At 63.5% G+C, this 12392-nt stretch carries 9 protein-coding genes and 1 pseudogene; all 10 read left to right on the top strand.

Annotated features, from left to right (window positions below):
• The first annotated feature begins 258 nt into the window (after positions 1 to 258).
• A complete protein-coding gene (locus BLX41_RS33175) occupies positions 259 to 1254 on the top strand; it encodes an alpha/beta fold hydrolase (protein WP_123728280.1) in 996 nt (331 codons plus the stop codon).
• A 293-nt stretch (positions 1255 to 1547) separates the two neighbouring features.
• Positions 1548 to 2840: an alkane 1-monooxygenase gene (locus tag BLX41_RS33170; RefSeq protein ID WP_123728279.1), complete on the top strand. Its 1293-nt coding sequence runs from the start codon at positions 1548 to 1550 to the stop codon at positions 2838 to 2840.
• A gap of 132 nt (positions 2841 to 2972) precedes the next feature.
• On the top strand, positions 2973 to 3464 hold the full coding sequence (praA, locus tag BLX41_RS33165) for an alkane oxidation protein activator PraA (protein ID WP_123728278.1): 492 nt from the start codon (positions 2973 to 2975) through the stop codon (positions 3462 to 3464).
• Between the two features lie 207 nt (positions 3465 to 3671).
• Positions 3672 to 4172, top strand: coding sequence for an alkane oxidation protein activator PraB (gene praB / locus BLX41_RS33160; RefSeq protein WP_123728277.1), 501 nt, complete (start codon positions 3672 to 3674; stop codon positions 4170 to 4172).
• Between the two features lie 124 nt (positions 4173 to 4296).
• Positions 4297 to 5733 carry an outer membrane protein transport protein gene (locus BLX41_RS33155; protein WP_123728276.1) on the top strand — a complete coding sequence of 479 codons (1437 nt, stop codon included), beginning with the start codon at positions 4297 to 4299 and terminating at the stop codon, positions 5731 to 5733.
• 279 nt (positions 5734 to 6012) lie between these two features.
• Positions 6013 to 8562: an acyl-CoA dehydrogenase gene (locus tag BLX41_RS33150; RefSeq protein ID WP_123728275.1), complete on the top strand. Its 2550-nt coding sequence runs from the start codon at positions 6013 to 6015 to the stop codon at positions 8560 to 8562.
• Between the two features lie 30 nt (positions 8563 to 8592).
• A complete protein-coding gene (locus BLX41_RS33145) occupies positions 8593 to 9945 on the top strand; it encodes a 3-oxoacyl-ACP reductase (protein WP_123728274.1) in 1353 nt (450 codons plus the stop codon).
• A 3-nt stretch (positions 9946 to 9948) separates the two neighbouring features.
• On the top strand, positions 9949 to 10842 hold the full coding sequence (locus tag BLX41_RS33140; protein ID WP_123728273.1) for a MaoC family dehydratase: 894 nt from the start codon (positions 9949 to 9951) through the stop codon (positions 10840 to 10842).
• Positions 10839 to 12137 (top strand): acetyl-CoA C-acetyltransferase, encoded by a 1299-nt coding sequence (locus tag BLX41_RS33135; RefSeq protein WP_123728272.1) that lies wholly within the window; start codon positions 10839 to 10841, stop codon positions 12135 to 12137. Before BLX41_RS33140 ends, BLX41_RS33135 begins: the two co-directional genes overlap by 4 nt.
• Positions 12138 to 12156: 19 nt before the next feature.
• Positions 12157 to 12392: pseudogene (locus tag BLX41_RS37050) on the top strand (long-chain fatty acid--CoA ligase); the annotation flags it as partial.

Genomic DNA, 12392 nt, shown 5'->3' with positions numbered 1-12392 from the left:
ACCTCGATTGTGGTGACGCTTGGGGTGACTTTCGTCGGTGAGTGAAATCTCAGGATTGCACAATTTAAAATAATGTTTTAAAAATTAATTTAAATAAATCACCTGAAAAAGTCACCTGCGCCATTCGCTTGTGGATCTTGCAGGGCTCATCCGGACCTGGGATGAGACGCCACAGGCGGTACCGGGCCAAGGCGACAGCCACTGCTGCGGATCATCCTGATCCTGCAGCGCGGCGCAGGGAAGCTGAGGGGACGGGTTATGGAGTGGCTGGTAGCGGCGGCGGTATTCCTGGCGGTCAGCGCGGTGCTCTGGGGGGTGAGCTTGCGCATCAACCGCAGGATTGAACGTCAGGTCCCGATCAACGGGCGCTTTCTCGAAGTCGGCGGTGAACGCCTGCATTACACCGACGAGGGACGCGGCCCGGCACTGCTGATGATCCATGGCCTGTCCGGCTGTGGTCGCAACCTGACCCACTCCCTGGCGCCGCAACTGCGCGAGCGGTTCCGGGTGATCACCCTCGACCGCCCCGGCTCAGGCTATTCCACTCGGGCCCGAGGGGCGGCGGCGGACCTGCCGGCCCAGGCCAGTCTGGTGGCCAAGTTCATTCGCACCCTGGACCTGGGCCAGCCGCTGGTACTTGGGCATTCCCTGGGCGGCGCGGTGGCCCTGTCTTTGGCGCTGGATCATCCGCAGTCGGTGTCCGGGCTGATCCTGGTGGCGCCCCTGACCCATCCGCAACGCATGCTGCCCTGGGTGTTCCTGTCCCTGGGAGTGCGTCCGGCCTTCCTGCGTCGCTGGATGTCCCTGACCCTGGCGGCGCCCATGGCGATGCTCGGCCGTCGTGGCCTGGTGCAGGCGATATTCGCGCCGGACCCGGTGCCCGAGGACTTCGCCGAGCGTGGCGGCGGCTTGCTGGGTATGCGTTCGGACAACTTCTATAACGCCTCCAGCGAGATCGCTGTGGTCAATCGCGCCTTGCCGGGCATGGTCAAGCACTACCCGAGCCTGAAGCTGCCGGTAGGCCTGATCTATGGTTCGGCGGACTCGATACTCAATTACCGCCGGCATGGCGAGGCCATGGTGGGCAAGGTGCCGGGGCTGCAGCTTGAGATCGTTCAAGGTCGGGGGCACATGCTGCCCATCAGCGCCGTCGAGCGGGTGGTGGCCATGGTCGAGCACATTGCTTCCCAGGCTGCACCGCAGCGCAGCGCCAGCGTGCTGCACCCGCCGTTCGCGGCATCACGAGCAGGCTAGGGGCGTTGTGGGGGGCGATTTAGATCGTCGCGCAACGACTCTGGCAGCAGCTGTAAACGCTTCACGGGCGACATTCAAAACAAGCCGAGAAAATAGTTGACGAGCTAACGAACCCGAGCTATTTTTTTAAAAAAATGTTTTGAATGTTTTTTTTGAAAGTGCAATTGAGCGATTAAAATAATGAAAATAACGCCATTTCACGCTTTTGTTTTTTCATCCGTTCACGCTCCGTACAGCGCCATCGCGCTGTCCTTTATAGCATCCCTGCCGACTGCCATCCTGCGGAGGCTGCCATGACTGTTTCCGTGGCGGCACCCGGCGTCTGGACCGATGGCAAGCGTCACCTCTGGTGGCTGGGCACCTTGCCGATGATCACCCCTTTGCTGGCCGGCCTGTTCGCACTGACCACCGGTGTCCAGGTGTTCTGGTGGAGCGGGGTGGTGGTGATCTTCGGCCTGATTCCGCTGATCGACGGCCTGCTCGGAGAGGACGCCAGCAACCCGCCGGAATCCGCGGTTCCCGATCTGGAAAAACAACCCTACTACCGCTTTATCGTCTACAGCTGCGCCGTGCTCTCGGTGGTGTCCCTGATATTCACCGCCTGGATGGCCATCCGGGGTGTCGACTGGATCATGGCCGGTGGCTTGTTGCAGCTTAGTGAACAGCTGCACCTGCAGGGCAGCCTGGCGAGTTTCGCGGCCTTCCTTACCGAACGTACGCAACTGCATGGCAGCGTCGGCTGGTTCACTTACCTGGGCATGGCCATGTCCACTGGTGCAGCCACCGGCATCGCCATCAACATCGCCCATGAGCTGGGGCACAAGAATCGCGGGATGTCCAAGTTCCTGGCCAAGCTGGCCCTGGCCTCCACCTTCTATGGGCACTTCTTCGTCGAGCACAACCGTGGTCACCACGTTCGCGTGGCGACCCCTGAAGATCCTGCCAGCTCCCGTCTTGGCGAATCCTTCTGGAGCTTCCTGCCGCGCACCGTGTGGTTCAGCCTGCGTTCGGCCTGGCACCTGGAAAGCGAGCGTCTGCACAAGCTCGGGCTGCCGACCCTGCACTGGAAGAACGGCGTGCTCAGTGCCTGGCTGTACAGCGTGGTGCTCTGGGGTGGGCTGATTGCCTGGCTCGGCGCGGCGGTGATTCCCTTTCTGGTGATCCAGGGCATCTACGGTTTCTCCCTGCTGGAAGTGGTGAACTACGTCGAGCACTACGGCCTGCTGCGGCAGAAACAGCCCAATGGCCGCTACGAGCGCTGCTCGCCACGTCATTCCTGGAACAGCAACCGCATCGTCACCAACATCTTCCTGTTCCAGCTGCAGCGTCACTCCGACCACCATGCCAACCCGACCCGGTCGTACCAGGCCCTGCGCCACTTCGACGAGTCGCCGCAACTGCCCTACGGTTACGCCACCATGATCGTCTGGGCCTATGTGCCGGCGCTCTGGCGGCGGCTGATGGACCACCGGGTCCTGGCTCACTATTCGGGGAATGTGCGGTTGGCCAACCTGCACCCGGCCAAGCGCGTCGAACTGCTCAAGCGATACGGTTGCACCGACACCGATTCAGACACCGCTCTTTAGTTGTACCGCTCACCCCTTCAAGTGCCCGTGAACCGCCCGCGTTCGCCTGCCTGGAAGGGTGAGCCCCGCCACACAGAAGTCCTTAAGCACGTTGACCGACAACAACAATAAGCAACTGTAAGGAAGTCACGGATGTCTATTTCACCTTTGCTCGCTGCCCGTCTGTTCGTGGTCATGGTGGGTGTGTCGCTGATGGGCGCCGCCGAAGCGGCGCGCATCGAGCCGGCCAACGCCGAGTTCACCGCCAAGGGCCCCATCAGCTTCGCCAAGAGCATCATCAATGCCGACTGCACCATCCAGGTCAGTGGCAAGGTCAGCCCCGACGGCAGTTTCGCCAGTGTCGAGAAAGTCGACTTCAGCGGCGGCCTCAAGTGTGGCCAGGTGGAAGCCACGCACCTGCCCTGGAAGCTGATTGCCAAGGATGAAACCAGCGGCGCCATGTCCGGCATCCAGGTCACCGTGCACGCCCCCCTGGTGGGCGGCGATTGCGGGCCAAGCACCGCCGAAGGCAGTTGGAACAACCGCACCGGCAAGCTGGAGGCGGCCCAGGTCAGCCTCGAGGGCGGCTGCACCATCAAGACCGTATCGATCCAGATGCCGCCCACGTTCCGGGTTGCGCCCTGAGTCACAACAGATTCCATGGAGGGACGCTGATGAACTTGCGATCGAGTAGTCCGAAAGCACCGGCAGCTGAGGCCGGGTCGGTATCGCCATAGCGTGCTCCAGCACCGAATTCGGTCGAACTGGAGAGCCGATGGCGTCATCGACCCCCTGGCAAGGCTGATAACCCCCTGGCAACTGATCGTTGCCTAAATCTTGAGGAAAACAACAATGCAAAGCATCAAGACTCTGGTATCCGTAGCTTCTTTCGCCATCTGCATGGGCGCCGCGTCGATGGCCAGCGCTGCCACTATCGGACCTGCCACCAACTTCGGTAAGACCTTCTCGGCACCGGGCACCATCTCGGTATCCTCGCCGGCGTCGTTCGGCATTCCGGTGAACTGCAACATCAACTTCACCGGCACCGTGGCGGCTGACGGTTCCAATGCCTCGATCACTGGCGCCACCGTTGGCGGCAGCAACTCGCTGTGCGGCGTACCGGTTCTGCTGAACCTGCCTTGGACCCTGACCGCCTCCAGCGTGAGCGCCGGCACAGTGACCGGGGTCAACTTCAAGATCCTCTCCAACTGCAGCAGCACTCCGGTGACCATCAACGCCACCTGGAACAACGCCACCAACACGCTGAGCATTCCTTCGGCACAAACCGTCGGCAGCTGCAAAATCACGGCACTGAGCGTCAACCCGAACCCAGCCTTCACCGTAACGCCATGAGGTTGATCTGACTTCAGCCTGTTGATCACTTGCTGAAAAAAACAGGCGCCTCGTCTGAGGCGCCTGTTGCAACACCCTGGATCGGTGGTGGCCGATCGCGGTCGATAATAATAAGGAGTGGGGCATGAATAATAAGAAACACAAGATCCAGGCCGCTATTGGCCTGGCGGTGCTGGGTGGCCTGATCGGTTCCGGGCCGGTGCAGGCGGGTGGTTTCTCTACTCCAACCTACGGTGCACCCGGCTGGGGTCGCGCTTTCGGTGGTGGTTCGCTGTTCAAGAATGATCCCAGTGCGGCCTTCAACAACCCGGCGGCCATGGCGTTCATCGATCAGAACGTGGCACAGATGACCGTGGATTACGCGCGGATCAAGATGAAGTTCAAAGGCAACGTCAACGACTATCAGGGGAATCCGGCCTCTATCACTCCCGTGGATGACGCGGGCGCTCCCAGCGGCGCGGCGATGCCCCTGACCGGGGATGGCGGGGAGGGTGGTTTCACCGCCTGGCTGCCCACCGGTTTCATGGTGATGCCGATCAACGATCGCTTTGCCTTTGGCCTTAGCCAGGTCGTGCCCTTGGGCATGCGCAGCACCTGGGACGAAGGCTGGAAAGGTCGTGACTTCGCCGTGGATACCAAGATTGAGACTGTCGGCCTGACCGGGGCCCTGTCGTTCAAGGTCCGTGAGGACTTCTCCATCGGTGCCGGGGTCATCGTGCAGCACAGCAAGGGCTTCGTCAGCCAGAACCTCAACGTCAGTGGTTCGGCGGGCATGTCGGTGCTTCCTGGAGCGCCCTCGGGCATTGGCTCCAACCTGATGCGGGTCAAGGTCGATAACACCTCGGTCGGCTGGTTCACCGGCATCACCTGGAAACCCACCGAGCAGGACACCCTGGGCCTGAACTATCACGCCAAGATCAAGAACAAGATGGAGGGCAAGTACAACATTCGTGCCGACGCCCTGGGCCGCAACTTCATGACCCAGCCGGCCGGTCCCAACGGTGAAACCCTGACCGAACTGGCCTATCCCGGCCTCAAGCTCAACCCCGATGGTGCCAACGCCAGCACCCAGCTGGACATTCCGGCCACCGCCGGCCTGGACTGGGTCCACGTGTTCAACGATCGCTTCGCCATGGGCGCCAGTCTGCTCTGGACCCAATGGTCGTCGTTCAAGGACCTGACACTGAAGTCCGATGGCAACACCCTGGTGGCGATTCCTTACAACTACAAGGACTCGATGATGTACTCCCTGGGGGGCGACTATCGCTTCACCGATGAGTTGACCCTGCGCGCCGGTGTGGCCTTCGACCAGACCCCGACTCGCAATTCGACCCGTGACCCACGGATTCCGGATAACGATCGCTGGTTCACTTCCATCGGTTTTGGCTACGACATCAAGGCCATTCCCGGGCTGACCATCGACGGAGCCTATTCCCGGCAGTTCGTCAAAGAGGCCAAGCTCAAGACTGTCAACGTTGATCGTCTCGGCGGTTCCACCATCGACGGCAAAGTCGACTCCAAGGGCGAAGTGGTGAGTCTCTCCGCGACCTATCACTTCTGAGGCCTGGCGTTTCATCCGTGTCTTGAGATAACGGCAGTACAAAGGGATTGTGCTACTGCCGTTGGCTGGACGGGTCACCTCAAGACCCGTCTCGACCTGCCTTCTTTTCCAACCCTTGGCTGACATCGTTCAGCCGCTATGCGTTGCCGAAAGCACTCAAAACAATATTTAAAAATAAAATTTGAAACATGCTTCTTTCCTTTGTAGGGTGATCTTCGAGGGGCCGGCACAACGCCCGGGCTCCCAGTGGTTGTCTCGTTAGAACAAGAGAGGTATTCCATGATTGTCTGGTTATTGGTGGGACTCGCCGCAGCCTGTGCACTGGCCTATCGCCAGGCCGCCGCGGCCCTGTGGCTGGGCAGCGGCCTGGTATGGCTGGCGGCAGGTTATCTGTTCAATCTGGTGGGCACCCTGGGACTGACCCTCGGCGTGCTGCTGGTGCTGGCGCCGGCCGCGCTGCTGAGCATCAAGCCCCTGCGCCGTGCCTTGCTCACCCGCAGGGCCCTGGCCATGTTTCGCAAGATCATGCCGGCCATGTCCGACACCGAGCGCGCCGCCATCGAGTCCGGCACGGTCTGGTGGGACGCCGAGCTGTTCAGCGGCAAGCCCGACTGGCCACGCCTGCTGCAGGCTGCCCCGGCCAGCCTGAGCGCCGAAGAGCAGGCGTTCATGGACAACGAAGTGGAAACCCTGTGCGACATGGCCAACGACTGGGAAACCACCCAGATCTGGCAGGACCTGTCGCCCAAGGCCTGGCAATACACCAAGGACGCGGGTTTCCTGGGGATGATCATTCCCAAGCAATACGGCGGCAAAGGCTTCTCCCACTACGCTCACTCCCAAGTGGTGATGAAACTCTCCACCCGCTGCTCGGCGGCGGCGATCTCGGTGATGGTGCCCAACTCCCTGGGCCCGGCCGAGCTGCTGCTGCACTACGGCACCGAGGCCCAGCGCCAGCATTACCTGCCGCGCCTGGCCCGGGGCGAAGACATTCCCTGCTTTGCCCTGACCAGCCCCTATGCCGGTTCCGACGCCGGGGCGATTCCCGATGTCGGGGTGGTCTGCAAGGGCCAGTTCGAAGGCCAGGAAGTACTGGGCTTTCGTGTCACCTGGGACAAGCGCTACATCACCCTGGGGCCCATCGCCACCGTGCTGGGGCTGGCCTTTCGCGCCGAAGACCCGGACGGTCTGCTGGGCGGCAAAGGCAGCCTGGGGATTACCTGCGCACTGATTCCCACCACTCACCCGGGGGTCAATACCGGGCGTCGTCACTGGCCGTTGAACGCGGTGTTCCAGAACGGTCCGACCACCGGCAAGGATGTGTTCATTCCCCTGGAGTGGGTGATCGGCGGTGGCGATCAAGTGGGCAACGGCTGGCGCATGCTGATGGAGTGTCTGGCGGCCGGACGGGCGATTTCCCTGCCGTCGGCCAACGTCGGCCTGGGCAAGGTGGCGGTGCGCGGCACCACGGCGTATGCGGCGATGCGCAAGCAGTTCGGCCTGCCCATCGGCAAGTTCGAAGGCGTTCAGGCGCCTCTGGCGCGCATGGCCGGGCATCTGTATGCCTGCGATGCGGTGCGCAAGGTCTCAGTGGCGTCCCTGGATGCCGGCGAGAAGCCTTCGGTGATCTCGGCGATTGCCAAATACCACGTCACCGAACGCGCCCGGGCCATCGTCAACGACGGCATGGACATCGTTGCCGGCAAGGGCATCTGCATGGGGCCCAACAACTTCCTGGCCCGGGCCTACCAGCAAAGCCCGATCGCCATCACCGTGGAAGGCGCGAACATCATGACCCGCTGCCTGATCATCTACGGCCAGGGGCTGATCCGTTGCCATCCTTATGTGTTCCGTGAAATGGAAGCCGCCCGCGACGGTGGACGCAAAGGCCTGGAAGCGTTCGACAGCGCCATGTTCGGCCATATCAGCTTTGTCTGCGCCAACACCGTGCGTGCCGCGGTGCATGCGCTGACCGGCGGACGCCTGATCAAGGCCCCGGCCAATACCGACAAGGCCCTGGCCGCCTATTACCGGCAGATCCAGCGTCTGTCGGTGGTGCTGGCCCTGGCTTCAGACATTTCCATGGGCGTGCTGGGCGGTGCCCTCAAGCGCAAGGAAAGCATCACCGGACGCCTGGGAGACATTCTTTCCCAGCTGTACATCCTGTCCTGCGTGTTGAAGCGCTTCGAAGACGATGGCCGGCCCCAGGCCGATCTGCCGCTGGTGCATTGGGCGGCCCAGGACTCCCTGCTGCGGGCCCATGAAGCCCTGGCCGAGGTCCTGGACAACTATCCGTCCAGAGCGGCTGCGCGAATTATTCGTGGCCTGAGCTTCCCCCTGGGCATTCCCCAGCACAAACCCAGCGATCGCTTGCTGGCCGAGGTGGCCGAGCTGGTGCAAACCCCGGGCGCAACCCGCGACCGCCTGCTGGCCGACTCCTACATCCCGCAGCCGGATATCGACAAGCTGGCCTACGGCGAACTGGCGTTCCGCCTGCAACCGCAAGTGGAGCTGATCGAGGCCCGGCTCAAGCCGGCGATCAAGCAGGGCGCCCTGGCGCCGTTGCCGATCTCCCGCGAGGCCTTCGTCATCTGGCGGGTCAAGGCCCTGGAGCAGCAGTTGATCAGTCAGGAGGAGGACGAACTGCTGGGCCGCTATGTGGAGTACGGCGATCACGCGATTCAGGTCGACGACTTCCCCCAGGACTTCGGTCTGCTGGAAGCCCTGCAACAGCGTCAGGCGCACTTCGAGCAAAGCGCCAAGCCGGCCTCGCGCAAACGCGCCGCCAGCAGCGAAGACGCGGTGGTGGCCAGCGATTCGGCCTATTGACCCTCTACTGGATTGGATCGGGATCTCTTTATGTCTGACGGTTATCTTTCATTCGTCAATTCCGGGTGGGGCCGCTGGCTGGCCCAGCGCGCCGGCCTGCCACAACCGGTACCGCTGCAACGGCACCGCGAGGGGCAGGGCGGCAACCTGATCAACCCGGTGGTCCTCGCCGCGGCGCCCGAGGGGCGCCTTCTGGGCGAGCTGCAACGGATCTTCGCCGCCACCGACACCGTGGCGGCCCAGGCCGCAAGCATCAACGCGCCCTCGACCGTGAAGGTCCAGGGCCTGGTCTTCGACGCCAGTGGGCTGGCGGATATCGCCCAGCTCGATGAGCTGTACCGCTTCTTCCACGCCAATGTCCGGCGCCTGAGTGCCCATGGTCGGGTGCTGGTGCTGGGCACGCCGCCGGAGCATTGCAAGGCGCTGGCCCAGGCCGTGGCGCAGCGGGCCCTGGAGGGTTTCGTGCGGTCCCTGGGCAAGGAGTTGCGCCGGGCCATTACCGCGCAACTGTTGTATGTCGAGCCCGGTGCCGAAGGTGAGCTGGACAGCAGCCTGCGGTTTTTCCTGTCCCGGCGTTCGGCCTATGTCTCGGGTCAGGTGGTGCGCATCGGCGAGCCGGTGGATGTGCCCCGGCACATCGACTGGGCCCAGCCACTGGAGGGCCGGCGGGCCCTGGTCACGGGGGCCTGTCGCGGCATCGGCCTGGCCATTGCCCAGGTCCTGGCCCGGGAAGGCGCCCAGGTGGTGTGCCTGGACATTCCCCAGGTCGAGGCCGAGTTGCAGCAGGCGGCAGCGGGCCTCAAGGGCAGCGCCCTGGCCCTGGACATCACCGCTTCCGGTGCCGGGCAGCGGCTGCTGGAGTTCGTCGGTGAGCACGGCGCCTTCGATATCGTCGTGCACAACGCCGGCATCACCCAGGACAAGACCCTGGCGAAGATGACTGAAGCCGCTTGGCGCAAGGTCATGGCCGTCAACCTGGAAGCACCGCTGCTACTGAGTCAGGTGCTGCTGGAGGGCCAGGGCCTGAACCCGGGGGGACGGATCGTCTGCGTCTCGTCGATTTCCGGGATCGCCGGCAACCTCGGGCAGAGCAACTACGCCACTTCCAAGGCCGGGGTCATCGGTCTGGTGGAGAGTCTGGGGCCACTGGCGGCGCGTCAGCAGATCACGGTCAACGCGGTGGCACCGGGCTTTATCGAAACCCAGATGACCGCGAAGATCCCGCTGCTGATTCGCGAGGCCGGACGGCGCATGAACTCCATGTCCCAGGGCGGTCAGGCCGTGGATGTGGCGCAAACCATCGCCTGGCTGGCCCATCCGGCCTCCGGCGGGATCAATGGACAGGTGGTCCGCGTCTGCGGGCAAAGCCTGCTGGGAGCCTGAAGCATGAATAGCGACTGCGCCATTCGCATCATCGAACCGCCTCCGTCCCGGGGGCAGTTGCTGTACGACGGCATCCGCAGCCTGCGCAAGCCCAAACTGGACGCCGCCCCCAAGCTGCCCAGCGAGCGTCTGGTGCGCCCGGCAGTGGAACTTGAGGCCACGGAAATCGCCCGTTATGCCCAGGCTTGCGGTTTTCGCCGGGAGCACGGAGTGCCGCTGGCCTTTCCTCATACCCTGGCTTTCCCGTTGCATTTGTTGCTGCTGACCCACCCGACGTTTCCCTATCCGGCCAGCGGCATGGTCCACCTGGCCAACCGTATCCGTCAGTACCAGAAACTGGAGGAGGGGCAGGCCCTGCGCCTGGAGGTGTTTGCCGAGCGTTGGCTGGCCCATCCCAAGGGCCAGGCCCTGTCGATTGCCACCCGGGCCCACAGCGGTGGCAGCCTGGTCTGGGAAAGCGACAGCCTGTATCTGCGCCGTGGCGTCAGTGCGCCCATCGGTGAACCCTGGCAAGGCTCGCTGCCGCTGGATGAACAAGCCCTGGTGCGCACTCAGCGCTGGAGTCTTGGAGGGGACCTGGGGCGGCGCTTTGCCCAGGTCAGCGGAGATTTCAATCCGATCCACACCTCCTGGCTCGGCGCCCGGCTGTTCGGTTTCCGTCGACCCATCGCCCACGGCATGTGGACCCTGGGCCGGGCACTGGCCGCGCAGCAACCGCCCCATCCATTGGCGGCGGCCCAGCTGGACTGCGAGTTCAAGCTGCCGATCTTCCTGCCGGCGGCGGTGACCCTGTGGAACCGTCTGCCCGACGGTCCGCGCCATGAGTTCGAAGTGCGCAATAACCCGGGGGACAAACCCCATATGCGCGGCCTATTTATCTGGGGAGCTGGGCAATGACTGAGTACAGTTTCAATCCGGCGCCGGTGCGCCGGGTAGCGATCATTGGCGGCAACCGCATCCCGTTTGCCCGTTCCAACACGGCGTACGCCCATGACAGTAACCAGGACCTGCTGGTGGCGGCGCTGCAAGGGCTGGTGGATCGCTTCGGCCTGTCGGGCCAGCGCCTGGGGGAGTTCGCGGCGGGGGCGGTGATCAAGCATTCCCGGGACTTCAACCTGGCCCGGGAAAGCCTGCTGTCCACCACCTTGTCGCCGCAGACGCCGGCCTACGACGTGCAGCAGGCTTGCGGCACCGGCCTTGAAGCGGCGCTGCTGGTAGCCAACAAGATCGCCCTGGGGCAGATCGAAGTGGGCATTGCCGGCGGTGCCGACACCACCTCCGATGCGCCCATCGGCATCAACGAAGGCCTGCGGCGTACCTTGCTCCAGGCCAATCGCGCCAAGGGCACCGGCAACAAGTTGCGCAGCCTGCTCAAGGTGCGTCCGGGGATGTTCTTCAAGCCGCTGCTGCCACGCAACGGCGAGCCGCGCACCGGGCTGTCCATGGGCGAGCACTGTGAAGAAATGGCCAAGCGCTGGCAGATCAAGCGCCTGGCCCAGGATGAACTGGCCCTCACCAGCCACCAGCAGTTGAATGCGGCGTACCAGCGCGGCTTTTTCGACGACCTGATGACCCCGTACCGGGGCCAGGCGCGGGACAACAACCTGCGGGCCGATGCCAGCCTGGAGAAACTCGCCGGCCTGGCCCCGGCCTACGACCGCCACAACGGCACCCTGACCGCCGGCAACTCGACGCCGCTCACCGACGGTGCCTCGGTGGTGCTGCTGGCCAGCGAAGACTGGGCCGCCGCGAACAATCTGCCGGTGCTGGCCTACCTGCGGACCGGGGAAACCGCCGCGGTGAACTTCGTCGATGGCACGGAAGGGCTGTTGATGGCCCCGGCCTACGCGGTGCCGCGCATGCTGGCCCGGGAAGGCCTGGGCCTGGGGGATTTTGACTTCTACGAGATTCACGAGGCTTTCGCCGCCCAGGTGCTGTGCACCCTCAAGGCCTGGGAAGACCCCGACTACTGCAAGGACAAACTCGGCCTCGACGGCGCCCTGGGCAGCATCGATCGCAGCAAGCTCAACGTCAACGGCGGTTCCCTGGGCTGCGGGCATCCCTTTGCTGCCACCGGTGGGCGGCTGTTGGCCACACTGGCCAAGGCGATCCACCAGCGCGGTTCCGGCCGCGGGCTGATTTCCGTCTGTGCAGCAGGCGGGCTGGGTATCACCGCCATCGTCGAAAAATAAAATAACAAGGAGACTGCCAATGAGTGTCGTGAGCCTGCAACCCGCCGAGCGTATCTGGCTGAACGCTTACCTGCCGGGTGTGCCCAGCGATATCGAAGCCGACATCGACCGTTACCCGTCGCTGCGGGAAGTGTTCCTCGAACACGTGGAAAAGTACCGTCAGCGGGTGGCCTATGTGAGCATCGGCACAGAGATGGGCTACGACCTCTGGGAAAAGCGCGTATTCGCCTTTGCCGCCTGGCTGCAATCCAAAGG

The organism is Pseudomonas protegens (genome assembly GCF_003732485.1).
Lineage (GTDB): Bacteria > Pseudomonadota > Gammaproteobacteria > Pseudomonadales > Pseudomonadaceae > Aquipseudomonas > Aquipseudomonas protegens_B.
The sequence above is the reverse complement of the archived record's forward strand: the minus strand, read 5'-3'. Positions and strand labels throughout refer to the sequence as shown.

What these genes read in the sequence shown, in the direction of transcription:
- BLX41_RS33135 (WP_123728272.1), top strand. Translation starts at nt 10,839, where the DNA reads ATGACTGAGTACAGTTTCAATCCGGCGCCGGTGCGCCGGGTAGCGATC.
- BLX41_RS33170 (WP_123728279.1), top strand. Translation starts at nt 1,548, where the DNA reads ATGACTGTTTCCGTGGCGGCACCCGGCGTCTGGACCGATGGCAAGCGT.
- BLX41_RS33175 (WP_123728280.1), top strand. Translation starts at nt 259, where the DNA reads ATGGAGTGGCTGGTAGCGGCGGCGGTATTCCTGGCGGTCAGCGCGGTG.
- BLX41_RS33150 (WP_123728275.1), top strand. Translation starts at nt 6,013, where the DNA reads ATGATTGTCTGGTTATTGGTGGGACTCGCCGCAGCCTGTGCACTGGCC.
- praB (WP_123728277.1), top strand. Translation starts at nt 3,672, where the DNA reads ATGCAAAGCATCAAGACTCTGGTATCCGTAGCTTCTTTCGCCATCTGC.
- BLX41_RS33140 (WP_123728273.1), top strand. Translation starts at nt 9,949, where the DNA reads ATGAATAGCGACTGCGCCATTCGCATCATCGAACCGCCTCCGTCCCGG.
- BLX41_RS33145 (WP_123728274.1), top strand. Translation starts at nt 8,593, where the DNA reads ATGTCTGACGGTTATCTTTCATTCGTCAATTCCGGGTGGGGCCGCTGG.
- praA (WP_123728278.1), top strand. Translation starts at nt 2,973, where the DNA reads ATGTCTATTTCACCTTTGCTCGCTGCCCGTCTGTTCGTGGTCATGGTG.
- BLX41_RS33155 (WP_123728276.1), top strand. Translation starts at nt 4,297, where the DNA reads ATGAATAATAAGAAACACAAGATCCAGGCCGCTATTGGCCTGGCGGTG.